The organism is Nonomuraea phyllanthi (genome assembly GCF_006334985.2).
Lineage (GTDB): Bacteria > Actinomycetota > Actinomycetes > Streptosporangiales > Streptosporangiaceae > Nonomuraea > Nonomuraea phyllanthi.
The window spans coordinates 140,713-165,872 of sequence record NZ_VDLX02000018.1 but is presented as its reverse complement, the minus strand read 5'-3'; the positions used below and the strand labels follow the sequence as shown (position 1 = coordinate 165,872).

General features: G+C 72.0%; 20 protein-coding genes. 13 read left to right on the top strand and 7 right to left on the bottom strand.

The genetic code is table 11. From position 1 onward, the window contains the following. Window positions 1-71 precede the first annotated feature (71 nt). A complete protein-coding gene (locus FH608_RS38180) occupies window positions 72-2,897 on the bottom strand; it encodes a hybrid sensor histidine kinase/response regulator (RefSeq protein WP_139635265.1) in 2,826 nt (941 codons plus the stop codon). A gap of 172 nt (window positions 2,898-3,069) precedes the next feature. Here FH608_RS38180 and FH608_RS38175 point away from each other — a divergent pair, with 172 nt between their 5' ends. From FH608_RS38175 to FH608_RS38145, 7 genes are all read left to right on the top strand, one after another. Next, entirely contained in the window at window positions 3,070-3,756 is a 687-nt protein-coding gene (locus FH608_RS38175) for a response regulator (protein ID WP_139635264.1), read from the top strand. Continuing rightward, complete coding sequence (locus FH608_RS38170; protein ID WP_226900260.1) at window positions 3,753-4,580, top strand: glutamate ABC transporter substrate-binding protein; 828 nt, start codon at window positions 3,753-3,755, stop codon at window positions 4,578-4,580. The genes FH608_RS38175 and FH608_RS38170 overlap by 4 nt, the downstream gene beginning before the upstream one ends. A gap of 109 nt (window positions 4,581-4,689) precedes the next feature. Continuing rightward, the gene (locus FH608_RS38165; protein ID WP_193318853.1) at window positions 4,690-5,433 is read left to right on the top strand and encodes an amino acid ABC transporter ATP-binding protein; all 744 of its coding nucleotides are present in this window, start codon (window positions 4,690-4,692) and stop codon (window positions 5,431-5,433) included. A 9-nt stretch (window positions 5,434-5,442) separates the two neighbouring features. Further along, window positions 5,443-6,276 (top strand): glutamate ABC transporter substrate-binding protein, encoded by an 834-nt coding sequence (locus FH608_RS38160; RefSeq protein ID WP_139635263.1) that lies wholly within the window; start codon window positions 5,443-5,445, stop codon window positions 6,274-6,276. Between the two features lie 4 nt (window positions 6,277-6,280). After that, window positions 6,281-6,949 carry an amino acid ABC transporter permease gene (locus FH608_RS38155; protein ID WP_139635262.1) on the top strand — a complete coding sequence of 223 codons (669 nt, stop codon included), beginning with the start codon at window positions 6,281-6,283 and terminating at the stop codon, window positions 6,947-6,949. Further along, window positions 6,946-7,740: an amino acid ABC transporter permease gene (locus tag FH608_RS38150; RefSeq protein WP_139635261.1), complete on the top strand. Its 795-nt coding sequence runs from the start codon at window positions 6,946-6,948 to the stop codon at window positions 7,738-7,740. Before FH608_RS38155 ends, FH608_RS38150 begins: the two co-directional genes overlap by 4 nt. A gap of 77 nt (window positions 7,741-7,817) precedes the next feature. Further along, window positions 7,818-9,203, top strand: a complete 1,386-nt coding sequence (locus FH608_RS38145) for an amidase (RefSeq protein ID WP_139635260.1) — start codon at window positions 7,818-7,820, stop codon at window positions 9,201-9,203. Here FH608_RS38145 and FH608_RS38140 read toward each other — a convergent pair. Together FH608_RS38140 and FH608_RS38135 are read right to left on the bottom strand one after the other, a co-directional pair. Continuing rightward, on the bottom strand, window positions 9,146-10,498 hold the full coding sequence (locus tag FH608_RS38140; RefSeq protein WP_139635259.1) for a 6-phospho-beta-glucosidase: 1,353 nt from the start codon (window positions 10,496-10,498) through the stop codon (window positions 9,146-9,148). The two genes, FH608_RS38145 and FH608_RS38140, sit on opposite strands and share 58 nt — an antisense overlap. Window positions 10,499-10,508: 10 nt before the next feature. Next, entirely contained in the window at window positions 10,509-11,267 is a 759-nt protein-coding gene (locus FH608_RS38135) for a DeoR/GlpR family DNA-binding transcription regulator (protein ID WP_139635258.1), read from the bottom strand. Window positions 11,268-11,418: 151 nt separating this feature from the next. Here FH608_RS38135 and FH608_RS38130 point away from each other — a divergent pair, with 151 nt between their 5' ends. From FH608_RS38130 to FH608_RS38105, 6 genes are all read left to right on the top strand, one after another. Further along, the gene (locus FH608_RS38130) at window positions 11,419-12,609 is read left to right on the top strand and encodes a carbohydrate kinase family protein (protein WP_139635339.1); all 1,191 of its coding nucleotides are present in this window, start codon (window positions 11,419-11,421) and stop codon (window positions 12,607-12,609) included. Window positions 12,610-12,614: 5 nt separating this feature from the next. Continuing rightward, window positions 12,615-13,985, top strand: coding sequence for an ABC transporter substrate-binding protein (locus tag FH608_RS38125; protein ID WP_139635257.1), 1,371 nt, complete (start codon window positions 12,615-12,617; stop codon window positions 13,983-13,985). A gap of 2 nt (window positions 13,986-13,987) precedes the next feature. Beyond that, a complete protein-coding gene (locus tag FH608_RS38120; RefSeq protein WP_139635256.1) occupies window positions 13,988-14,878 on the top strand; it encodes a carbohydrate ABC transporter permease in 891 nt (296 codons plus the stop codon). Then, window positions 14,875-15,675, top strand: a complete 801-nt coding sequence (locus FH608_RS38115) for a carbohydrate ABC transporter permease (RefSeq protein WP_139635255.1) — start codon at window positions 14,875-14,877, stop codon at window positions 15,673-15,675. Before FH608_RS38120 ends, FH608_RS38115 begins: the two co-directional genes overlap by 4 nt. A 21-nt stretch (window positions 15,676-15,696) precedes the next feature. After that, window positions 15,697-18,378, top strand: a complete 2,682-nt coding sequence (locus FH608_RS38110; protein WP_139635254.1) for a sugar-binding protein — start codon at window positions 15,697-15,699, stop codon at window positions 18,376-18,378. Window positions 18,379-18,448: 70 nt separating this feature from the next. Further along, window positions 18,449-20,398 (top strand): alpha-glucuronidase, encoded by a 1,950-nt coding sequence (locus tag FH608_RS38105; RefSeq protein WP_226900258.1) that lies wholly within the window; start codon window positions 18,449-18,451, stop codon window positions 20,396-20,398. On the opposite strand, the gene FH608_RS38100 is transcribed toward FH608_RS38105, so the two are convergent. From FH608_RS38100 to FH608_RS38085, 4 genes are read right to left on the bottom strand one after another with little or no spacing between them, the layout of a single operon-like run. After that, entirely contained in the window at window positions 20,395-21,081 is a 687-nt protein-coding gene (locus FH608_RS38100; protein ID WP_139635253.1) for a DUF624 domain-containing protein, read from the bottom strand. The genes FH608_RS38105 and FH608_RS38100 overlap by 4 nt on opposite strands. Continuing rightward, a complete protein-coding gene (locus tag FH608_RS38095) occupies window positions 21,078-22,607 on the bottom strand; it encodes a GH39 family glycosyl hydrolase (RefSeq protein WP_139635252.1) in 1,530 nt (509 codons plus the stop codon). The genes FH608_RS38100 and FH608_RS38095 overlap by 4 nt, the downstream gene beginning before the upstream one ends. Before the next feature lie 3 nt (window positions 22,608-22,610). Next, window positions 22,611-24,248, bottom strand: a complete 1,638-nt coding sequence (locus tag FH608_RS38090) for an ABC transporter substrate-binding protein (RefSeq protein ID WP_139635251.1) — start codon at window positions 24,246-24,248, stop codon at window positions 22,611-22,613. Window positions 24,249-24,289: 41 nt separating this feature from the next. Further along, the gene (locus tag FH608_RS38085; protein ID WP_139635337.1) at window positions 24,290-25,159 is read right to left on the bottom strand and encodes a carbohydrate ABC transporter permease; all 870 of its coding nucleotides are present in this window, start codon (window positions 25,157-25,159) and stop codon (window positions 24,290-24,292) included. Window position 25,160: the final 1 nt, after the last annotated feature.

The window sequence follows — 25,160 nt, the reverse complement described above, 5'->3', positions numbered from 1 at the left end:
AGGCAGCGGGCGGCACGGCGGGTATGGGGGCGGGCCGCCGACCTCGATGGCGGAAACCCGTAAACCGGCGGCTACGAGGCGTCGATCCAGGAGGGCGTCGCCTTGAGCAGCTCGCCCAGCTCGCCGAGCGAGTCCCCGTCGATGCCGCCCGTACGCGCCAGGTCCTCGACCCGCCGGCACAGCTCGGCCTCGCGCACGGCGCCCACGGTGGCGCAGCTGCCCTTGAGCCGGTGGGCGAGCGCCGCCACCTGCGACGCGTCGCCGGCCTCGGCCGCGCGCCGCAGCTCCTCGAAGGTGCGCGGGGTGGTGGTGAGGTACGCCCCGGCCACGTCCGCGAGCTCCTCCGGCGACAGGCCCGCCAGCTCGGGCGGCAGCCCGGACCATGCCGCCCACTCCGGGACCCTGGCCAGCACGCGCGCCCAGTCCACGGGCTTGGCCAGGTGGTCGTCCATCCCGGCCGCCAGGCAGCGCACGCGGTCCTCGGGCATCGCCGCCGCCGTCATGGCGATGATCGGGGTGCGCGTGTCCTCGCGCCGCCTGATCTCCTCGGTGGCGGCCAGGCCGTCGAGCACGGGCAGCTGGCAGTCCATGAAGACCAGGTCGTAGCCGCCGTCCAGCACGGCCCGCACGGCCTGCCGGCCGTCGTCCACGACGTCCACCTCGTGCCCGGCCCGGCGCAGCGTGAGCATCGCGACCTGGCGGCTGACCTCGTCGTCCTCGGCCACCAGGATCCGGGCGCCGCCCTCCTTCCCGGCGATCTCCACCGGCTCGCGCGGCTCGCCCTGGCACTCGGCGGGGGCCAGGGCGTTCTCCACGGCGGCGAGCAGCCGGCGGCGGCTGAGCGGCCGGGTGATCGACTGCACGGCGCGCTCGCCGGCGGCGCCCGGCCAGGCGAAGCCGGAGCGGCCCGGCGTGACGACCACGATGACGCTGGTGGCCTGGAGCAGCGGGTCGGTCAGGATGACGTGCGCGATGGACTCGGCGCCGTCGCCCAGGTCGAGGGCCACGACCGCCAGCTCGTACGGGCGCTCGTCCTCCTCGGCGGCGCGCAGCAGCGCCAGGGCCGACGCGCCGTCCGCGGTCTCCTCGACCTGGAGCCCCGCGCCCGCCAGCGACCGCACGGCCATCGCGCGGTCCTCGGGCCGGGGGTCGGCGACCAGCGCGCGCCGCCCCTGCAGTGCCTCGACCGACGGCTCCGACCAGGTCAGGACGTCGAGCGGGAGCCGCACCCAGAACCGGCTGCCGACGCCCTCGACGCTGTCCAGCCCGATCTCGCCGCCCATGAGCTCGGTGAGCTGCCGCCCGATGGCCAGCCCGAGGCCGCTGCCGCCGGTCCTGCGCGTAATCGGCGAGTCGACCTGGCGGAAGACGCCGAACACCTTCTCCCGGTCGTCCTGACCCACCCCGATCCCGGTGTCGGCGACGGCGAACCTGAGCACCGCGCGGGGGTCGCCGCGCGTCCCCTCCTCCAGGGTGACGTGCAGGTCGACGCCGCCCTGGACGGTGAACTTCAGCGCGTTGCCGACCAGGTTGGTGAGGATCTGGCGCAGCCGCGCCGGGTCGCCCGACACCTGCCGGGGCACGTCCTCGTCGAGCCGCAGCGTGAGCCAGAGCCCCTGCTCGTACGCGTGCGGCGCGAACGGCGCGACCACCTCGTCGCAGAGCCTGGGCAGGTCGAACGGAGTCGCCTCCACCTGCAGGTGGCCCGCCTCGATCCTGGACAGGTCGAGGAAGTCGTCGAGCAGGCGCAGCACGTTCTGGGCCGAGCCCTGGGCGGTGGTGGCGTAGTGGCGCTGCTCGTCGTCCAGGCGGGTGCCGAGGAGCAGGGAGTTCATGCCGAGCACGCCGTTGATGGGGGTGCGGATCTCGTGGCTGATCTTGGCGAGGAACTCGGACTTGGCGCTGGAGGCGCTGACCGCCACATCCCTGGCGGCGGCCAGCTCGGAGGCGTACCTGGCCAGCGTGGCCTGCGCGCGGCGGCGGCCCCGGGTGGTGTGGATCTGCAGGCCCATGCCGATGAGGATGAGCAGGGCGAGCAGGGCCGCGACGGTCAGCACGTTGGCCCGCAGCTGCTCGGCGGAGGCCAGCGCCTCGGCGGCGGAGACCTCGGCGGTGACGGTCCAGCCGATGCCGGGGATCGGCTCGGAGGCCGACAGCACGGAGCCCTCCATGCCGCGGAACATGCCGTTCCAGGTGCGCCCGGCGAGCGCGGCGTCCACCCGGGGATCCTCGCGAAGGGAGGTCAGCGCGAGCAGCTTCCTGCCGGGGTCGGCGACGAGCACCCCGGCCCGGTCGGTGATCAGCAGCCGGATGTCCTGCGCCTCGGCGGCCTCCCTGGCGAAGTCCTGGATGGCGTCCAGGCTGTAGACGACGGCGAGGATGCCGAGCATGCCGCGGCCGTCGGCGCTCGGGACCGGCGCGGCCACCGCGACGGCCCTGGACACGTCCTCCATCGTGGGGGTGTAGGCCTGGGAGACGTGGGCGGCGCGGCGGTCACGGACGGCGCGGTACCAGTCGGTGCTGCTGATGTCCTGCGGCAGCGCGGTGTTCGGCTCGGCGCCCAGCATGCGGCCGTCGGAGGAGACGAGGAGCAGCCCGCTGACGCCGTCGCGCATGCGCTTCAGCTCGGCGAGGTGGTCGCGCATGGCGGCGGCGGTGGTGTGCTCGACGGCGTCGCGGACGCTCGCCCGTTGCGCGAACGCGGTGACGAGCTGCTGGAGCGAGCCCATCTGCTGCTCCACCACGACCCGGCTCACCGAGGCGGTGGTCTTGACCCGGTCGGTGACCTCGTCCTTCACGGCGTCCTCCGACAGGGAGATGCTGGAGGAGGTCAGCAGCGCCAGGGGCAACAGGCCGAGCAGCGTCCACAGGGCCGTGACCGCGAGCAGCCATCTCACCGGCGTCCGTCCTCCCCTGTCGGCCGTGTCGGCTCGGGTACAGAGTAGGAGGGAAAGGGCACCTCCGGCGGATCATGGTGAGCAGAATGCACAAAACTCGATCTTTTGTCACAAAACCCGCTTAAGCTCTCTGTAAGTTTGTGACAACTGGACCTGGACGAGGAGTTGTCCGGTGACGGAGCCTCGCGACATCACCGTTCTGATCGTGGACGACGATCCTGTCGTCACCGCGGCGCTGCACGCTCAGGTGAACAGGGTACTCGGGTTCAGGGTGGTGGGGATCGCGCACACCGGCCAGGCGGCGCTCGCCGCCGCGGGCCGCTTCGCGCCCCGGCTCGTGCTGCTCGACCTGCACCTGCCGGACCTGCCGGGGCTGGAGGTCGCGCACCGGCTGCGCCGGCCGGACCTGCCGCCCACCGACGTCATCGTGATCTCCGGGCGCAAGGAGTCGGCGACGGTGCGCGCCGCCATCCAGCGCGGCGCCCTGTACTACCTGGTCAAGCCGACCAGGGCGGGCACGCTGGAGCAGACCCTGCTGCGCTACGCGGCCACGGCCGAGCAACTGGAGTCGGGCGAGCGGTTCGTCGAGCAGCAGGAGATCGACCGCATCTTCCGCTCCTTCCACCTCGACCAGGGCCCCCGGCACAAGAGCATCTCGCCCGCGACCGAGCAGGCGGTGCTCGACGCGCTGTCGGCCGTCGCGGAGGACGCCTCGGCGCACGAGCTGGCCGGGATGATCGGCGTCAGCCGCGCCACCGCCCGCCGCTACCTGGAGCACCTGGCCGAGCGCGGGCTGGTCGAGGGCCGCCCGAGGTACGGGCCGACCGGGCGCCCGCAGCACCGGTACCGCGTCCGGTGACGCCCTTAAGGGCACTGCTCGCCGTCCTCCTCTGCGTGGTGCTCGCGGGCTGCGGCGACGACAACCCCTTCCCCGAGGGCTCCACGATGTGGCGGATCAGGGAGCGCGGCGTCCTCGTCGTGGGCACCAAGTTCGACCAGCCCATGTTCGGCTACAAGGACCCGGTCAGCGGGCGGATCACCGGCTTCGACGCGGAGATGGCCCGGCTCATCGCCAAGGACCTCACCGGCAGCGAGAGCAACATCCGCTTCGTCGAGACGGTCACGCGCGAGCGCGAGAACTTCATCGCCCAGGGCGTGGTGGACCTCGTCATCGCCACCTACTCGATCACGCCCACCCGCGCCCGGCTCGTCACCTTCACCGACCCGTACTACTACGCCGGGCAGGACCTGCTCGTCAGGATCGCCGACACCACCATCAACGACCTGTCGGACCTGGACGGCAAGACCGTGTGCACGGCCAAGGGCTCCACCTCCAGCGACCGGCTGAGAGCCGAGGCGCCCGGCGCCGCCCTGGAGATCGTCGACGCCTACAGCATCTGCGTGCCCGCGCTGATGGCCGGGCGGGTCGACGCCATCAGCACCGACGACACGATCCTGCTCGGCCTGCTGGACCAGCATCCGGACATGTTCCGGCTGGTGCGCAAGCCGTTCGGGCGCGAGCCGTACGGGATCGGCGTGCGCCGCGAGGACACCGGCTTCCGCGACTATCTCAACGGGCTGATCGCCCGCTGGCTGCGCGACGGGCAGTGGGACCGCGCCTTCAAGGACACCATCGGGGTCTCCGGCGCGACGTCCGAGGAGTCCAGGCCCGCCAATCGCTGAGCAGAACGCACATAAGTGCGATCTCTGAGCAGAACGCGCACAAGCCTTCACGCGCCGCACGCGGCTCCTACGGTTACGCCATCGGTGACCGGAACAAGGAGCGTGACACATGTCCGAAGCCGACCTGATCGTGCTGGACCAGGTCAACAAGCGCTACGGCGATCACCACGTGCTCAGGGACATCAGCCTGAGCGTCAGGCAGGGCGAGGTCGTCGTGGTCATCGGCCCGTCGGGGGCGGGCAAGTCGACCCTGTGCCGGGCGATCAACCGGCTGGAGACCATCGACTCCGGCACGATCAGCCTGGACGGCACGCCGCTGCCGGCCGAGGGCCGCGCCCTGGCCAGGCTCCGCGCCGAAGTCGGGATGGTCTTCCAGTCCTTCAACCTCTTCGCGCACAAGACCGTCCTGGACAACGTCGTCCTCGGGCAGGTCCACGTGCTGAAGCGGCCGAAGGCGGAGGCCGAGCGCAAGGCCAGGGAGCTGCTCGACCGGGTCGGCATCGGCGGCCAGGCCGCCAAGTTCCCCGCCCAGCTCTCGGGCGGCCAGCAGCAGCGGGTGGCGATCGCCCGCGCGCTGGCCATGGACCCGAAGGCCATCCTCTTCGACGAGCCCACCTCGGCGCTCGACCCCGAGATGGTCAACGAGGTGCTCGACGTGATGACCGCGCTCGCCCGCGAGGGCATGACGATGGTCGTCGTCACCCACGAGATGGGCTTCGCCCGGCGGGCCGCCGACCGGGTCGTCTTCATGGCCGACGGCGAGATCGTCGAGCAGAACACCCCCGGCGCGTTCTTCGGCTCCCCGGACAGCGAGCGCGCCCAGTCCTTCCTCGCCAAGATCCTCACGCACTAAGGAGCCGCCATGTTCGGCCGATCCCTTCACGTCACCTTCACCGTGATCGCGCTCGCCGCCGCCGCCACGGCCTGCGGCGGCCAGGACGACTACGCCTCCGTCGTGGACAAGGCCAAGACCGCCAAGAAGCTGGTGATCGGCGTCAAGGCCGACCAGCCGGGGCTGGGGCTGCGCACGCCCGACGGCACGTTCACCGGCTTCGACATCGAGGTCGCCAGGTACGTGGCCAAGCAGCTCGGCGTCGAGGCCAAGGACATCACGTTCAAGGAGACCGTGTCGGCCAACCGCGAGGCGTTCATCGAGCAGGGCCAGGTGGACATGGTGGTGGCCACCTACTCGATCACCGACGCCAGGAAGCAGAAGGTCTCCTTCGCCGGGCCGTACTTCGTGGCCGGGCAGGACCTGCTCATCCGGGCCGGCGACACGGCGCTGACCGGGCCCGAGGCGCTGAACGGCAAGAAGCTCTGCTCGGTCGCCGGCTCGACCCCGGCGCAGAAGGTCAAGTCGGAGTACGCCAAGGAGGTGCAGCTGCAGGAGGAGCGCACCTACTCGGCCTGCGTGGACCGGGTGCTCGGCGGCCAGCTCGACGCCATCACCACCGACGACGTCATCCTCGCCGGCTACGCCGCGCAGCACGGCGGCGAGCTGAAGGTGGTCGGCAAGCCGTTCAGCACCGAGAAGTACGGCATCGGCCTGAAGAAGGACGACAAGGCCGGGCGCGACGCGGTCAACGACGCGCTGGAGAAGATGTTCGCGGACGGCAGCTGGACGAAGGCGCTGCAGGCCAGCGTCGGCGCGTCCGGCTTCGCACTCCCGCAGGCCCCGAAGCTGGAGCGCTACTGATCCCATGGACGCGCTGCTGATCGAACGCGAGACGATCCTCGCCGCGTTCTGGATGACGATACGGCTGACGGCGGTCAGCGCGCTCGGCTCCCTGGTGCTGGGGACGCTGCTGACCGCCATGCGGGTGGCCCCGCTGGCCTCCCTGCGCGCCGCCGCGAGCTGCTACGTGTCGGTGGCCCGCAACACGCCGCTCACCCTGGTGCTGCTGTTCACCGGCCTCGGCGTCGGGGCCAACCTCGGGGTGGAGCTGTCCGACGACCTCGCGACCAACAACTTCTGGCTCGCCTGCATCGGCCTGACCGCCTACACCTCGGCGTTCGTCTGCGAGGCGCTGCGCTCGGGACTCAACACGGTGCCGGTCGGGCAGGCGGAGGCGGCCCGCTCGCTGGGGCTGGGCTTCGTCAAGACGCTGGGGCTGATCACGCTGCCGCAGGCGTTCCGCGCCGTGGTGGCGCCGCTGGGCAGCATCCTCATCGCGCTGACCAAGAACACCACGATCGCGCTCGTGGTCGGCGTGAGCGAGGCGTCCGTGCGGATGCGGGAGATGATCGAGACGTACGGAGACCAGGTGATCGAGATCTTCCTCGGGTTCGCCGCCGGGTTCCTGCTGCTGTGCCTGCCGATGGGGCTGCTGTTCGGCTGGCTGTCGCGGCGGATGGCGGTGGCGCGATGACGTACGCGAACCTCTACGAGCGGCCGGGGCCGCGCGGCGTGCGGCGCAACCGGGCGCTGGCGGCGCTCGTCGCGCTCGCGCTGCTGGCCCTGGCGTACGTGGTCTACCTGCGCTTCGACGCCAGGGACCAGTGGGCGGCGGAGAAGTGGACGCCGCTGCTGCGCGGCGACGTGTGGGCCACGTTCATCCTGCCGGGGCTGGCCGGGACGCTCGGCGCGGCGGTGACGGGGGTGATCCTCGCGGGGCTGTTCGGGCTGGTGTTCGCGACCGCCCGGCTGTCGGAGCACCGGTGGATCCGGATGCCCGCCGCCGCGGTCGTCGAGTTCTTCCGGTCCGTCCCGCTGCTGCTGCTGATCTTCTTCGCCTTCTTCGGCTCGTACATGCTCATCGGCGTGAACATCTCGGCCTTCGCCGCCGTCGTGTTCGGCCTCACCCTCTACAACGGCTCGGTGATCGCGGAGATCGTCCGGGCCGGGGTGCTGAGCCTGCCGCGCGGCCAGTCCGAGGCGGCCTACGCGACCGGCATGCGCAAGGGGCAGGTGATGCGGCTCGTCCTGCTGCCACAGGCGTTCCGCGCCATGATGCCCGCCATCGTCAGCCAGTTCGTGGTGCTGCTGAAGGACTCGGCCCTGGGGCTCATCGTCGGCTACGACGAGCTGGTGGACCGGGGGCTGAACGGCATCGCCGCCAACTTCTCGAACGTCATCCCTGCGGCGATCCTCATCGCGGCCATCTTCATCGTGATCAACCTCTCGCTCGACCGCCTCGCCCACCGGCTCGGCGCCCGCTGACAGATGGGGCCGGGCTCGTACGAACCGGGCGCGTGGTGTTCAGTGGGACCGTCACCCCCGCATGACGGAAGGACCCCATGGCCATCACCCCCGGCCCCTTCACCGGCCACACCCTCGACGGCCTCGCGCAGGACCTGCGCGAGGGACGGACCACCTCCACCCGGCTCGTCAGGCAGGCGCTCGAAGCCGTCGCCGAGCGGAACCCCGAGCTCAACGCGTTCGTCACCGTGGACGCCGACGGGGCGCTCGCGGCGGCCCGTCGGGCGGACGCCGAGCTGGCCGCCGGCACCGACCGGGGCCCGCTGCACGGCCTGCCGGTCGCCGTCAAGGACCTGATCATGGTGGCGGGGCAGCCCGCCACGATGGGCTCGCGGCACTTCAGCGGATACGTCCCCGACACCGACGCCGAGTGCGTGACCCGGCTGCGCCGCGCCGGCGCGGTGGTCGTGGGCAAGACCACCACCCACGAGTTCGCCTACGGCCCCACCGGCGACCGCTCGGCCAACGGCCCCTCGCGCAACCCGCACGACCCGGCGCGCATGTCCGGCGGCTCCAGCGGCGGCAGCGCGGCGGCCGTGGCGGCGGGCCTGGTGCCCCTCGCGCTCGGCACCGACACGGGAGGTTCCGTCCGCATCCCGGCGGCTCTGTGCGGGATCGCCGGGTTCAAGCCCGCGTACGGGGCGATCCCGGCGGACGGCGTCTTCCCGCTGTCGCAGAGCCTCGACCATGTCGGCGTGCTGGCCGGCGACGCGCGCGACTGCCTGCTCGCCTACCGCTGCCTGGCCATCGTGAGCGGCGGCGCCCAGCTGCGCGAGGACGCCGGCCCCGCCCGCGTGGCCTGGCTCGACCCGGCCGGGCTGTTCGACGGCGATCCGCGCGTGACGGACGCCGTGCGCGGCTTCGCGGGCGACGTGGCCGAGGTGCGGCTGCGGCCGGGGCTCGGCGCGGAGTTCCGGGAGACGTACACGGTGATCCAGAGCTGCGAGACCGCGGCCGTGCACGCCGAGCGGCTGGCGGACGCGCCCGAGCTGTTCGACCCCGAGGTGCTCGAACGCCTGAGCGCCGCGGCAGGGACCCCCGGCTGGCGGTACGTGCGGGCCATGGCCGCGCGCTCCGGCCTGGCCGGGGAGGTGGGGGCGCTGTTCGAGCGGCACGACGTGCTGGCGCTGCCCGCCGTGCCGATCACCGCCCCGCCGCTCGGGGCGCGCGAGACGCGGGTGGACGGCCGGGCCGTCGCCGTGCGGCCCGCGCTGCTGGCCATGACGAGCCCGTGGAACGTGCTGGGGCTGCCCGCGCTCACCGTCCCGGCCGGGACGGTGGACGGGCTGCCGGTGGGACTGCAGCTGGTCTGCCGGCCGGGCCGCGAGCTCCACCTCTTCCGCACGGCCGGCCGGCTCGCCGCCGGTCAGGCCTCGGAGGAGCCGGGGATGACGGAGGCCAGCTCGGGGATCCGCGCCCGGTAGCCGTCGAGCAGCCGGCGCGCCGTCGTCACCGAGTCGACCAGCGGGTGCAGGGCGAACGCCTCGACGGCCAGCCGGGCCGAGCCGGTCATGGCGGCCTCGATGGCGGTCTGCTCCACCGCCTTCACCTGCTGCACGAGACCCAGGAACCGGCCGGGGAGCGGGCGGGTGGCCAGCGGCCGCACGCCCGCCCCGTCGACCGCGCACGGGATCTCCACCACCGCGTCGGCGGGCAGGCCCGGCACGGCGGCGCCGTTGCGCACGTTGAGGATCATGGAGGTGGGCTCGCCGCGGGCGATGGCCGCCATCAGGGCCAGCGCGATGCCCTCGTAGCCGCCCGCCTCCAGGTCGGCGGCGTCGCGCTCGCCGGCCTCGGCGGTGTCGCGGGCCTCGGCCATGTACGTCTCGTCGCGCTGCCTGCGCGCGCTGACCCACGCGTCGAGCGCCTGGCCGGGGCGGGCGTGGACGGCGGCGTAGAAGTCGTCCTGCTGGCTCAGCAGCGACTCTCCGCGGGTCCTGCCGGAGGTCGCGGCCACCGCCTCGCGGGTGAAGTAGTAGTAGTACAGGTACTCGTTGGGCAGCGCGCCCAGCGTGCGCACCCAGTCGTGCCCGAAGACCCGCGCCTCCTCCACCCGCCGCAGCGCGGCGTCGTCGGCCAGCAGCTCGGGCAGCACGTCGCGCCCGTCGTGGCCGAGGCCGCGCAGCCAGCCCAGGTGGTTGAGCCCCACGTAGTCGGGCGTGACGCGGGCCGGGTCGAGCCCGAGCGCGGCGGCGGCCCGCCGGATCAGCCCGATCGGGGAGTCGCAGATGCCGATCACGCGGTCGCCGAGCACGTGCCGCATCGCCTCGGTGATCATGCCGGCCGGGTTGGTGAAGTTGATGACCCACGCCCGGGGCGCGAGCGCGGCCACCCGCTCCGCGACGCGCACGGCGACCGGGACCGTGCGCAGGCCGTAGGAGATGCCGCCGGGGCCCGTCGTCTCCTGGCCGAGCAGCCCCAGGTCGAGCGCGACCCGCTCGTCGGCGGTGCGGCCGGCCAGCCCGCCGACGCGGATGGCGGAGAAGACGAACGCGGCGTCGCGCAGCGCGGTGTCCAGGTCGGTCGTGGTCACGACCTCGGGCGGGTCGTCGTGCCCGTCGGCCTGCCGGCGCAGCACGTGCCGGATCGCCTCCAGCCGCTCCTCCGACACGTCATGAAGCACCACCTGCTCCACGCGCGGTTTCGCGGTGTCGCGCAGCAGCGCGCCGTACACGAGCGGCACCCGGAAGCCGCCGCCCCCGAGAACGGCCAGTTTCATTGTGTTCCCTTCACGCCAGCAGGACCTCGGCGCCGGCCGCCGCGCAGGTGCGCAGCGTCGCCTCGTCGGCGCCCTCATTGGTGACGATCACATCGACGTCCTCGGGCCCGCACACCCGCAGCGCGCCGGTGCCCGGGAACTTGTGCCGGTCGGCGAGCAGCACGACCTGCCCCGCCGCCGCGATCATGGCCCGCTTCAGCGGCACCTCGGCCAGCGTGGTGTCGACGAGCTGGCCGTCCGGCCGCACGCCGCTGACGCCCAGGAACACCCGGTCGGCGACCACCTGGCTGAGCGCCGCCTCGGTCAGCACCCCCACCAGCGAGTGGTACGGCCGGCGCACCATGCCGCCGAGCAGCAGCAGCTCCACCTCGGTGTCGGCGCGCAGCACGTCGAGCACGGCGAGGCTGGAGGTGACCACGGTGACGCGGCGCCGGCGCAGCCACCTGGCCAGGCGCATGGTGGTCGTGCCGATGTCGAGCAGCAGCACCTCGCCGTCGTTCACCAGTTGCGCGGCGCGGGCCGCCACCGCCTCCTTGTCCTGCTCGTCCACGGCCGCCACCTCGGCGAACGGCCGGTCGGTGTCGGGGTCGGCGGCGAGCAGGGCGCCGCCGCGGACGCGGCGCAGGGTGCCGTCACGGTCGAGCACCTCGAGGTCCCTGCGGATGGTGGACGGGCTCACGCCGAGCTGGCTGGCGAGATCGCGAACGCTGGTGGCGCCGGAGAGCCGGACGCGGCGCATGATCTCGGCATGCCTGAGGCGCTGAAGCACGGCGCGAGTGTATCAGTCAGATTCGCGCAGAAGCATGCAGCTTTGACCAGAAACTCCCAGGAGGACTTGCGGTGTGCGAGCAAACGTGCAAGATTGCGCACATCGTACGTGTCGAGGAGGATCCAGCTCCGTGTCCAGGCAGCCCGAGTCCATGCAGGCGTACGACCCGCTCGCCGGCGAGCGCACCCCGGGCGGGCCGCAGTTCGACGTCTTCCTGGCCGGCACCGTCTTTCTCGACATCATCTTCACCGGGCTGCCCGCGATGCCCGCGGCCGGCACCGAGATCTGGGCCGAGGGCATGGGCTCGTGCCCCGGCGGCATCGCCAACCTCGCGATCGCGACCAGCCGGCTGGGCCTGCGCACCTCGCTGGCGGCCGCGTTCGGCGACGACGACTACGGCGACTTCTGCTGGCGCACGCTCGCGGAGCAGGAGTCGGTCGACCTGTCCAGGTCGCGGCGCTTCGAGCACTGGCACTCGCCGGTGACGGTCTCCATGGCGGTCGACCGCGACCGCAGCATGGTCACGCACGGGCACCCGTCGCCCATGCCCACCTCCGAGATGATCGGCAAGCCGCCCTGCTCCAAGGCGGTGATCGTGCCGCTGTCGACCGAGGAGCCGCTCGACTCGCCCGACAGCCCGTGCAACTGGGCCGAGCTGGCGCGCCGCGACGGCTCGCTCATCTTCGCCGACGTGGGCTGGGACCCCTCGGGCGCGTGGTCGCGCTCGCTGCTGGACCAGCTCTCGCTCTGCCACGCCTTCATGCCCAACGCGATCGAGGCGATGGCCTACACCGGCTCCGACAGCCCGCGCGACGCCCTCTACGCGATCGCCGACAAGGTCACCGTGGCGGTGGTGACCGACGGCGCCAACGGCGCCATGGCCATCGACTCGGAGACCGGCGAGGAGGCGTTCGTGCCCGCTCCGCGGGTGACGGCGCTCGACCCGACCGGCGCGGGCGACGTCTTCGGCGCCGGCTTCGTGCTGGGCACGCTCTCGCACTGGCCGCTGGCCGACCGGCTGGCGTTCGCGCAGCTCTGCGCGGCGCTGGCGGTGCAGCAGTTCGGCGGGTCGCTGGCCGCGCCCGGCTGGGGCGACATCGCCGACTGGTGGCACGAGGTCCGCGACTCGGCCGGCCACACCGGCGCCTACGGCAACTCGCTGGCCCGCCGCTACGCCTTCCTCGACCGGCTGGTGCCCGCCGTCCCGGTGGGCGCCGTGCGGCGCGCCGCCGCCACCATCGCCCGGTACGCCGACGTCGGCCCCAAGACCCCCGCGACACGGCCGGACCGGCCCGAGGGCGAGGACCCCGACTCGCCTCGCCTGCCCGCGCAGAAGGAGTAACACGCATGAACCCCCCGCTCCGAGCGATCGCCGCACTCGCCGCCGGAGTCCTTGCCCTCGCGGCGTGCGCCCCCGGCTCCTCGGCCCCGCCCGCCGGCACCGGCACCTCGGCGCAGCCGAGCGCCTCGGCGGTCCGCACCGACGCCGCGCAACTCGGCGACGTCACGCTCACCGTCTGGGACCAGGAGGTACGCGGCGGGCAGGCCGCCCAGATGAAGCAGCTGAACGACGCCTTCCAGGCCAAATACCCCAACATCAAGCTCAACCGGGTCTCGCGCTCCTTCGACGACCTCAACACGACCCTGCGCCTGGCGCTGAGCGGCAACGAGCCGCCCGACGTCGTCGAGGCCAACAACGGCCGCTCCTCCATGGGCGCGTTCGTCAAGGCGGGGCAGCTGCGCCCGCTGGACGCCTACGCCGAGGCGTACGGCTGGAAGGAGCGCTACCCGCAGTCGGTGCTGCGCTATTCCAGCTACAGCCCCGATGGCAAGGTCTTCGGCGAGGGCAACCTGTACGGCCTGCCGCAGGTCGGCGAGGTCGTCGGCATCTTCTACAACAAGGCCAAGCTGGGCAAGCTCGGCCTTGAGCCGCCCGCGACGTGGGCCGACTTCGGCGCCGCGCTCGACAAGGCCAAGGCGGCGGGCGAGGTGCCGATGCAGCTCGGCAACCTGGACAAGTGGCCCGCCATCCACGTCTTCGGCACCGTGCAGAGCCGCAGCGTGCCCGCCGACCAGATCAGCACGCTGGCCTTCGGCCGCAAGGGCGGCTCCTGGAACTCCCCGGAGAACGTCAAGGCCGCCGAGGAACTGGTCGGCTGGGTCGACAAGGGCTACTTCAACAAGGGCTTCAACGGGCAGGGCTACGACCCTGCCTGGCAGGCGTTCGGCAAGGGCGAGGGCGTCTTCCTGATCGCGGGCACCTGGCTGCTGGCCGACCTGCAGAAGGCGCTCGGCGACGACCTGGGCTTCATGCTGCCGCCGGGGGCCACGGCGGACGCGCCGCCCGTCGCGACCGGCGGCACCGGGCTGCCGTTCGCGATCACCGCCAAGAGCCCCCACCCCGACGCGGCGGCGGCGTACATCGACTTCATCACCAACGCCGACGCGATGAAGGTGCTCACCTCCACCGGCAACCTGCCGGTCGCCGACACGGCGCAGCAGAGCGTGCCGGCGGGGCCGCAGAAGGACGTCTTCACCGCGTTCGGCACGGTGACGTCCAAGGACGGGCTGGTGCCCTACCTCGACTACGCCACGCCGACGTTCGCCGACACACTCGGCGCGGCGCTGCAGGACCTGCTGGCCAAGAAGCAGACGCCGCAGGAGTTCCTGGCCACGCTGGAGAAGGACTACAAGACGTTCGCCGAGAGCAACGGCTGAGCATGGCGGGAAGGAGCGCGGGGCCTCCCGGAGAGCCCCGCCGCGTCGCCTACCTCTACCTGCTTCCCGCGTTCGCCGTCTACGCGGCGTTCCTGCTCTACCCGATCGGGCGCGCGGTGCAGCTGTCGCTGTACGACTGGGACGGGCTGTCGCTGGGCCGCTGGGTGGGGCTGGACAACTACGTCGCGATCGTCGCCGACGAGGGGCTGCGGGCGGCGTTCGGGCACGCGCTGGTCCTGATCGTGTTCTACTCGGGCGGGCCGCTGGTCATCGGGCTGGGGCTGGCCGCGATCCTCAACCACGCCAAGGTGCGCGGGCTCGGCTTCTTCCGCACGGTCGTGTTCCTGCCGCAGGTGGTGGCCATGGTCGTGGTGGCGGTGGCCTGGCGGCGGGTCTACGCGCCCGACGGCACGCTCAACACGCTGCTCGGCGCGCTGGGGCTCGACTCGCTGACGCGGGGCTGGCTGGGCGACTACACGTTCGCGCTGCCCGCGGTCGGGGTGGTCGGCACGTGGTTCGAGACCGGGCTGGTGACGGTGCTGCTGCTGGCCGGGATGAGCCGGATCCCGGGCGAGCTGTACGAGGCCGCGCGGCTGGACGGCGCCGGCGCGGTCAGGGAGTTCTTCGCGGTCACGCTGCCGTCGGTGCGCGGGGAGATCGCGGTCGCGCTGACGCTGACCGTGATCGCCGCGCTGCGCACGTTCGACCTGGTGTACATCACCACGAAGGGCGGCCCGGGCGACTCCACGTCGGTGCCGTCGTACGAGGTCTACCACCGGGCCTTCGGGCTCAGCCAGGTCGGCTCGGCCGCCGCCATCGGCGTCACGCTCACCGTGGTCATCTTCGTGATCTCGTTCGGGATCAACCGGTTCGCCGACAGGAGGGTCTCGTGATCTCGCGCGGTGAGCGGGTGGCCAACTACGTCATCCTGTCGGTGTTCGCCGCGTTCGCGCTCTTCCCCATCGTGACGATCCTGTCGGCCGCGCTCGGCCCGGCCGACAGCGGCGAGACGTCCGGGCTGGGCAACTTCGCCGCGGCCTGGGAGGTCGGGCACTTCGGCACCTACCTGCGCAGCAGCCTGGCGGTTTCGGCGTTCGTCGTGGTCGTGAGCGTGGTGCTGTCCATCATGAGCGGGTACGCGTTCGGCACCATGCGCTTTCGCGGCCAGTCGGTGCTGTTCTACCTGTTCATGCTCGGGATCATGATGCCGAGCGAGGCCGTCGCGGTGCCGCTCTACTTCGACCTGCGCTCGCTCGGGCTGATCGACACGTTCTGGTCGGTGGCGCTGCCGCAGGTGGCGCTGTCGGTGGCGTTCGGCACGTTCTGGATGCGGGCCTACTTCCGCGCCTCCAGCCGGGCCATCGTCGAGGCGGCCCGCATCGACGGCGCCTCGACCTGGCGCATCCTGTGGCGGGTGCTGGTGCCACCGGCCCGGCCCGCGGTCGTCACGCTGACCGTGCTGGTCTTCATGTGGACGTGGAACGAGTTCCTCATCCCGCTGATCATGGTGACCAGCGAGTCGCTGCGGACGGCGCCGCTCGGGCTGGCCTTCTTCCAGGGCCAGTACACCTCCGGCTTCACCCTGCTGGCCGCCGGCTCGGTCATCGTCGCGACCCCGGTGGTGGTCTTTTACCTGTTCCTTCAGCGCCACTTCGTCCGCGGGCTGCTCCAGGGGGCAGTTCGCGAGTAGCCGTACCCTTCCGGAGGTCCCATGCGTAAACGCCTGTCGCTGGTGCTGGCCGCCACGGTCGCGCTGGCCGTCTTACCCGCCACCCCCTCCTCCGCCGCGCCCTCCCCGACCGGCCCCGCCGGCACCGGCTCGCCCGTGGACCTCGACGCCCTCTTCGTCGGCGCGCACCCCGACGACGAGGCGTTCACGCTGTCCACGCTCGGCCAGTGGAACGAGGAGCACGACGTGCGCACCGGCGTCGTCACCGTCACCCGGGGCGAGGGCGGCGGCAACGCGGTCGGCCCGGAGGAGGGCCCGGCGCTCGGGCTGCTGCGCGAGGCCGAGGAGCGCACGGCGGTCGGCAGGGCCGGGGTGCGGGAGGTGTTCAACCTCGACGACGTCGACTTCTACTACACGGTCAGCGCCCCGCTGACCGACCAGATCTGGGGCGCCGACACCCTGGAGAAGGTCGTGCGGGTGGTCCGGCAGACCCGGCCCGAGCTGATCCTGACCATGGACCCGGCGCCCTCCCCCGGCAACCACGGCAACCACCAGCAGGCGGCCCGGCTGGCCGTCCAGGCGTTCTACGCGGCGGCCGACCCCGACGCGTTCCCCGAGCAGATCACCCGCGAGGGGCTCAAGCCGTTCGCGCCCGCCCGGCTGCTGCTCGGCGGCGGGCGCGGCACCTCCCAGAACGGACCGTCGTGCGCCTCGACGTTCCGGCCCGTCAACCCGGCGCAGAACGTGTACGGCGTGTGGAGCGGGCGGCCCTCCCAGGCCCAGGGCAAGACGTGGGCCGCCGTCGAGCGCGAGGCGCAGCGCTCGTACGCCTCGCAGGGCTGGGCGGTCTTCCCCGACGTGCCGTCCGATCCGAACCAGCTGGGCTGCGACTTCTTCACGCAGGTCGACGCGCGGGTGCCGTTCCCCGAGCCGGGCAGCGCGGCGGCGGCCGCGCCCACGGCCATCCTCGACGGCGCGCTGACCAGGGCGAGCGGCGCGGTCCCGCTGGGCACCTCGCTCTCCCTGCGCACCAGCGCGTTCGACGTGCGGCCCGGCACGCCCTTCACCGTCGAGGTCACCGCGACCGCGCCCGCCCGCCGGCCGCTCGGCCGCTCGTCGGTGCGGCTCGGCGTGCCCGGCGGCTGGCGGGTCAGCGGCTCGGGCGACCTCGGCCGCCTGTCCCCCGGGCGCACCGGGACGGCGACGTTCACGGTCACTCCCGCCGAAGGCACCGGGCGGGCGCGCGTCTCGGCCACGCTGACCACCGAGCACGGCAGCGGCTACACCGACCGGCAGGTCGAGCTCAGCCCCGCCGTACGCGCCACGCAGCAGCTCCTCCCCCAGGTCGCCCAGTACGAGAAGTGGACCGCCGAGGTCGGCGTGCCGCAGCTGAACGGCCTGGTCACGCCCGTGCTCACGCTGCCGTCCGGCGGCTCCAGGAAGATCGGCGTCGTGGTGAGCAACGTCAGCGACGCCGCCAGGTCGGGCACCGTGCGCATCGAGCTGCCCGACGGGTTCACCGCGGACCGCGTGGAGGCGCCCTACACCGACCTCGCCGCCGGAGACTCGGCGACGGTGCCGTTCACCGTCACCAACTCCGACCCCGCGCTGAAGACGTCCAACGAGGGCGGCGACTACGCCTACACCATCAGCGTGGACGGCGCGGTCGCGAGCCGGCCGGCGCTCGAACTGGTGCCCGCGACGGCCGTCCCGCAGGCCGAACCGGCCGTGGACGGCGCCGAGGGCGACGGCGAGTACCCGGGGACCGCGCTCGACCTGTCCCGCGTGTGGGAGGGCAGCGCGTGCGCGTCGCCGGCCGACTGCTCGGCCACGGCGCGGCTCGCCTGGCACGACGACGACCTCTACGTGCTGGTCCACGTGAAGGACGACGTGCTGGGCACGCGGCTGGCCGCCGCCGACTGCAAGCGGCACTGGCGCACCGACGCGGTGGAGGTGGCCATCGACCCGCGCGGCACGTCCGAGAACACCTCGACCACGTTCAAGGCCGCGGTGCTGCCCGTCACGCAGGAGGGGCCGCCGTGCTTCGAGCGCGACGCCGACAACCGCCAGGGTCCGGGCGAGGAGACCGCGCCCGGCATGCGGATCGCCTCGAAGGTCGCCTCGGACGGATACACGGTCGAGATGTCCATCCCGATGGAGCTGCTGCCGGGCTCGGTGGACCCCGACCACCTGGGCGTCAACCTCCTGGTGTACGACTCCGACACCCAGGACAAGACCGGCCAGACCCGGATCGGCTGGTCCACGTGGGGCGGCGTGCAGGGCGACCCGTACCGGTGGGGCGTCGCCACGCTGACCGGCTTCGAGCCGCCCGCCGACCGGCCCGTCCCCGACCCGGTGATCCCCGACACCGCGCTGTCCAGCCTGGACTCGCCGCAGACGCTGGAGCAGGCCGTACGGGTCCACGTCCCGCTCGCGGGCGGGCCCGCGGCCGAGCGGGAGGAGAGCGGCCAGGTCACCTCCGCCTCGACCACGCGTGACGGGGTGAAGGTGACGATCCGCGCGAGCGCGGCCGGCACGGCGCACGTGTTCGTCCGCGACGAGCAGGGCACGGCGGGCAGCCGCGTCGTCCCGGTGCCGCGCCGGGGCACCACGACCGTCACCGTGCCGCTGTCGCGCGCCCTCGCCGGCCGGCCCTCGGTCGTGGCGGGCTGGGAGGCGTCCGGCGGCGGGACGGCGGCCTCGCAGGTCACGGTCCGCGGCTGACACCCTGATCGCTCCTGTCGGGCGCCGTTTCGGTAGATTCATCCCGTCGGCGCCCGACCTAAGGAGCTTCGTGTCCATTCCCGAACTGACCGACGTCCACCCGGCCTGGCTGCCGCCCGAGGCGTTCCAGGCGGTCGGCTCCCGCCGCGTCCTCGTGCGGGCGGACGGGCCGCTGGCCGAGACCGTGCGGGAGGAGGTCGCGCGGGCCGGAGCCCAGTACGGCGCCACGAACAGTGGCGGCCTCACGGACGAGGGGCCGGCCGACCTCGTGCTGACCCTGTCGGAGTCCGAGGGCGCGGACGGTTACGCGATCTCGCGACGTGACGGCGTGACCACCGTGGCCGGCGGCGACCCCGCCGGGCTGCTCTACGGCTTCTTCCACGTCGTACGGCTGGGCGAGGGCGCGTTCGAGGGCGACCGGGAGATCGAGCACCACCGGCCGGCGATGCGGCGCCGCATGCTCGACCACTGGGACAACATCGACGTGCACCCGGTGATGGGCCAGGTCGAGCGCGGTTACTCGGGCGGGTCGATCTTCTGGGAGGACGGCGCGCCGCGCCCCGGCCTGAGCCGGGTGCGGGCCTACGGGCGGCTGCTGGCCGCGACCGGGATCAACGCGGTCGCGATCAACAACGTCAACGTGCACGCCACCGAGGCGCGCCTGCTGACGGACCGGCTCGGCGAGGTGGCCGCCATCGCCGACGAGCTGCGCCCGTACGGGATCCGCGTGCACCTGTCGGTCAACTTCGCCTCCCCCATGGCGCTCGGCGGCCTGCCCACGGCCGACCCGCTGGACGAGGACGTGCGGGCGTGGTGGGCGGCCACCACCGAGCACGTCTACGCGACAATTCCTGACTTTGGCGGATATGTCGTGAAAGCTGACTCCGAGGGGCAGCCGGGCCCGTTCGCGTACGCGCGCACCCACGCCGACGGCGCCAACATGCTCGCCGAGGCGCTCGCCCCGCACGGCGGAGTCGTGCACTGGCGGGCCTTCGTCTACAACCACCGGCAGGACTGGCGCGACCGCTCGACCGACCGCGCCCGCGCGGCCTACGACCACTTCGCCCCGCTCGACGGCCGGTTCATGGACAACGCGATCCTGCAGGTCAAGCACGGCCCCATGGACTTCCAGACCCGCGAGCCGGTCTCCCCGGTGATCCTCGCCATGCGGCGCACCCGCCTGGCCGTGGAGCTGCAGGTGACGCAGGAGTACACCGGGCAGCAGCGGCACGTCTGCTACCTGGCCCCGATGTGGAGCGAGATCCTCGCGTTCGAGAACGTCGCCGGGGCGGGCGACCTGGTCGCGGTCTCCAACGTGGGCGCCGACCGCTTCTGGACCGGCCACCCGCTCGCCCAGGCCAACCTGTACGCCTTCGGCCGCCTGGCCTGGGACCCGGCCCTCGACCCCGCCACCGTCCTCGACGAGTGGATGGACATGACCTTCATCCGGCCGGGCGAGCCGCTGCGGCGCGCGCTGCACGCCGTGATGGACGGGTCGTGGCGCACCTACGAGCGATACACCGCGCCGCTCGGCGTCGGCTTCATGGTCCGGCCCGGCCACCACTACGGCCCCGACGTGGACGGGTACGAGTACACGCCGTGGGGCACGTACCACTTCGCCGACCGCGACGGCGTGGGCGTCGACCGCACGCGCGCCACCGGCACCGGCTTCACCGGCCAGTACCCGCAGCCGTGGTCGGACGTCTACGAGTCGCTGGAGCGCTGCCCCGACGAGCTGCTGCTCTTCTTCCACCACGTCCCGTACGACCACGTGCTGCACAGCGGCTCGACGGTCATCCAGCACATCTACGACACCCACTTCGCCGGAGCGGAGGAGGTGGCCGAGATGCGGGCACAGTGGGCGAAGGTCGGCGACCTGGTGGCCCCCGACGTGCACGCCCGCGTCACGGAGCTGCTCGACGAGCAGCTCCGCTGCGCCGAGGAGTGGCGCGACCAGGTCAACACCTACTTCTTCCGCAAGTCGGGCGTGCCCGACGAACGCGGCAGGCGCATCTTCTAGGCGATGAACCTGTCGTGGACCTCGGCGATCATCGGGCGGCTGTTCCACAGCAGCGCCGCGGCGAACGCCGAGGCCAGCAGGGTGGGCGCCAGCTCGGTGGCGACCAGGGTGACGCCGCCCGCCACGACGAGCAGGCAGGCGTTGCCCAGTGCGGCCTTCGGGTGGCGCATGAGGAAGTACGCGGCCAGCCGCGCCACGTCCACCGCCCGGAACTCGAACAGCGACGTGATGACCAGGGCGTTGGCGGCCCACAGCATCGCCGCCAGCGCGACGAGCACCAGCAGCACCGCCCACCATCCCGGCACGCCGGCGGCGGCGAAGTTCGCCAGGTTCGTCCCGACGACGGCCAGCACCGCCAGCCACGGCACCCAGATCTTCAGCACGCCGCGCACGTTGGCGCGGTAGCCGCGCCAGAACGCCGCCGCCGGGCGCAGGTCCGTCAGGTCCCTGCTGCGGCGGCGCAACGCGTAGAGGGCGGCCGACAGCGCGGGACCGAGCGGCAGCGCGCACAGGGCGGCAAGCGGCACGTTGCCGGCGTCGCCGCCGAGCAGGGTCAGCGCGACCAGGCCCGGCGCGGTCGTGAGCAGGAACAGGCCCTCGACCACCAGCAGGCTGTAGACCAGGGCGGAGCCGCGCGAGAGCGGCCCCTCCCCGAACCGCCGCTGCGCCGTCACCTCGCTCATCGCCCCTCCCCTCCCGGGCCCGGCTCCAGGCCGAGCAGCCGCCGCTCGTCCCACCAGGGCGGCGTCTCGTCCACCACCGGTGTGAGCTCGACCAGCGTAACCTCATGCCGGCCCAGGGTCAGATCCAGGTCGGCGCGGCCCCCGAAAACCGGCACGCCGCGGTGGGTGCGCGCCGGCTCGGCGGCCTCGCGCAGCACGTCGAGCTGCCCGGACCGGGGGGAGAGCGGGCGGCCCATCTCGCACCAGGCCGCCCAGGCGTTGCCGTGCTCCTCGCTCACCGACGAGCGCAGCTCGAAGGCCGAGGACGCGTTCCCGATGGGGACGGACAGCCGCACGGTGTGCCCGTCCACGGCGGGGCCGCCGGTCACGTCGGCCGGCGCCCAGGCCAGCACGGTGACCCGGCCGGCGGCGTCCCGGGTGACGAGGTGGTCCTCGCCCCGGGCCAGCAGGTCCTCGCCCATCCTGGCCATGAACGCGTACAGGTGGTAGGTCGGCTTCTTGATCTGCCGGTGGGTCAGCAGCCCGAAGCCGCCGTGGAACGGCGCGGCCGGGATGCCGACCTCCTCGAACACGTCGCAGAAGGTCCAGTAGGAGAAGGAGTCGGCCAGCTCTCCCCCGGCGGCCAGCACCGGAGCCAGGTACGCGGCGTGGAAGGCCGTGTCGTGGATCGGGTTGTCGGGCCGGTAGGAGGAGTTGAACTCGGTGATGTGCACCGGCACGTCCGCCAGCGGCGTGCCGGCCAGCTGCCTCCGGGGCGTGGCGAACTGCTCCAGCAGCCCCGACGCCGGCGCCAGCGTCTGGTGGACGCCGAACGGCACGTGCTGGGCCGGGCCCGAGGTGTAGGCGTGCCGGCTGACGAAGTCCACCGGCACGCCGCGCTCGACGGCGAACTCGGCGAAGCGGACCATCCACTCGTCGGAGCCGGGCGAGATGGCCGGGCCGCCGACCTGCAGCCCGGCGTCGACCTCCTTGACCGCGTACGCGCTGACCTCGTACAGGCGGTGGTAGGCGTCGCGGTCGGCGTCCTGCCAGAAGTCCTTGAGGTTGGGCTCGTTCCACACCTCGATCGGCCAGGTGCGCACCTCGTCGAGCCCGTACCGGTCGACGAGGTGCGCCACGGTGGCCCGCACCAGTTCGGCCCACTCCCGCCAGGAGGCGGGCGGGGTGACGTTGCCCTGCCACCAGAACACGGTCTGGTCGCCGGAGGCCAGGCCGGAGGGCATGAAGCCGAGCTCCACGAAGGGGCGGATGCCCAGGTCGAGGTAGGCGTCGATCACCTGGTCGACGTACGTGAACGAGTGGCGCACGCGCCGCGCACCCCCGTGCTCGTACGGGCGGTGCACGCCCGCCCCGTCGCTGAGCAGCCCGTGGCCCCGGATGTGCCGGAAGCCGATCTCGCGCTGGACCAGCGCCAGCGAATCCTGGTAGTCACGCCGCAGGGCGAGATCGAAGCGGCCGGTGCCGACGCAGAAGCGCCAGGCCTCCGGCAGCCGCCCCGACGGCCCGTCCGGAACCACGGTACGCATGGATCAGCCGTGGTCCTTCTTGAACCGCTCGTAGGCGCCGTTGACCAGGTTCATGTAGGAGGTCATGTTCTTGCCCTCCAGCTCCTTGACGTAGGCGTCCCACTCGCTCAGGTCGCGCTCGCCGAGGATGAACTTGAGCGTCTGCTGGGTGACGTAGTCCTTCAGCGGCGTCTCCCACAGCGTGGCCTGCTCGCGCTCCTCGTCGCTGAACGGGTGCGGCGGCTCCAGCGGCCACGCCTTCCTGGCGTTCATCACCTTCTGGAACTCCAGCTCCTCCTCGGAGAAGGTGGACTCCAGCAGCTTGGTGGTGCCGCCGTAGGCGAACACGCCGTTGGAGAAGCCGAAGTCCTTCTGCAGGTGCTTGGACGCGTCGGGGTTGAGCCCCACGAAGTCGACGTCATCGGCGATCTTGTAGTTGCCGGAGGCGTCCTTGCTGAACGTCGTGCCCTCGACGCCCCACTTGGCGAACTCCTCGCCCGCGTCGGAGTACCAGAGCCAGTCGACGAACTGCATCATGGCGACGAAGTTCTTGTTCTCCAGCGCCTTCTTGGAGATCATGACGCCGTTCTCCAGCCGGGTGCCGATCTTGTAGTCCCCGATCGGGCCCATGGGCACCGGGATCTTGGCGATCTTCGCCTTGGGGACGAGCTTGCTCAGCGTCGGCCGGTAGTCGTTGATCAGCGTCTGCGCGTTGGTGCTGATGACGAACGACTTGCCGGAGTTGAACTTCTGCTTGGCCTGCTCGTCCTGCTGGGTGAAGCTCTCCGGGTCGAGGAGCTTCTCCTTCACCAGCTTGTTCAGGTACTCGAGCATCTGCTTGTACTGCGGCATCGCACCGGTGTAGGCGAACTTGCCGGCGGCGGCGTCCCAGGTCGCGTGCTGGTACTCCCAGCCGCCCTTGGTGCCGTACGCCTGGGCGACAAGCTTGAGCAGGTTGCCGCCCGGCGTGGGCACGCCCCACCGGTCGGTCATCGGGTAGAGGTCGGGGTACTCCTGCTTCATCGCCTTGAGCACGGTGTAGAGCTCTTCCCAGGTCGTGGGGACCTCCAGGTTGAGCTTCTCCAGGATGTCGGTCCGCACCGCGAGGGTGTAGTCGACCCAGACCTCCTCGTGCAGGCCGGGCAGCAGGTAGTAGCGGCCGTCGGCCACGCGCAGCGTGTCCAGGTCCGGCTCCATCTGCCACTTGGCGACCTTGTCCTTGAAGTTCGGCATCAGGTCGACGTAGTCGCTGATCGGCAGGATGGCGCCGGAGGCGACGAACGCCTCCTCCTGCGGGTGGTAGGTCTTCGGGATGATGAGCGGGGCCTGGCCGGAGCCCACCAGCAGGCCGCGCTTCTTCTCGTAGTCGCTGAGCGGCACCGCCACCGGCTTGAGCGTGACGTTGGTCCGCTTGGTCAGCTCCTGCCAGAACAGCCAGTCGTCCTTGAGCGGGTAGAACGGGTGGTTGTTGTAGAGCACGTCGAACGAGACCGGCTCGGTGGCCTTGAACTGCTGGCCGGCGGCGTAGTTCGCCATGGCGCCCGCCTTGTTCGCGGAGGTCTCGGCGGCCTTCTTGGGGGCCTCGTCCTCGCCGCAACCGGCGAGCACGAGGGTGAACGCACCCAGTCCGATGATCGCCTGACGCCGTGAGAGTTCGCGCATTGGGGGATTCCTTTGCCTGATCCGAGGGGGGTTGGGGAGGACTAGCCTTTGACCGCGCCGAGCATGACTCCGGAGACGAAGTACCTCTGGACGAAGGGGTAGACCGCCAGGATGGGAAGGACGGTGAGCATGATCGTCACCGACTGGATGTTGGAGGCCGCCTGCGACACGTCGGCGATCGCCGCGCCGGCCGACTCGGCGCCGGTGGCTCCGGCGATGAGGTTGCGCAGGTAGATGGTCACCGGGAACAGGTCCTGCTCGTTGAGGTAGAGGAACGCCGTGAACCAGGAGTTCCAGAACGAGACCGCGTAGAACAGCACCATCGTGGCGATGACCGCCTTCGACAGCGGCAGCACGACGCGCCACAGGATGCCGTACGTGTTGAGGCCGTCGATGGCGGCGGCCTCCTCCAGCTCCTGCGGCAGGCCCTCGAAGAACGCCTTCATCACCAGCAGGTTGAACACGCTGATCGCGTTGGGCAGGACGATGGCCCAGATGGAGTTCGTCAGCCCGAGGCTGTTGACCAGCACGTAGTTGGGGATCAGGCCGCCGGAGAAGATCATGGTGAAGACGGCGACCCAGATGAGGAACGTGCGCCCCTTCAGGTGCTTCTTGGACAGCACGTACGCGTAACACGTGGTCAGCAGCATCGCGATCGCCGTGGCGACCACGGTGTAGAGCACGGTGTTGGCGTAGTTGGTCCAGAACATCGAGTCCGAGACCACGATCTTGTACGTCGTGAGGTTGAACCCGCGCGGCAGGACGCTGACCTCGCCGTTGACGATGTAGCGCTCCTCGCTGAAGGAGCGGGCGATGATGTTGACGAACGGGTAGAGCGTCACGAACACGACGCCGGTCAGGATGACGGCGTTGATCACCTGGAAGACGCGGTAGCCGCGGCTCCTGTCCATC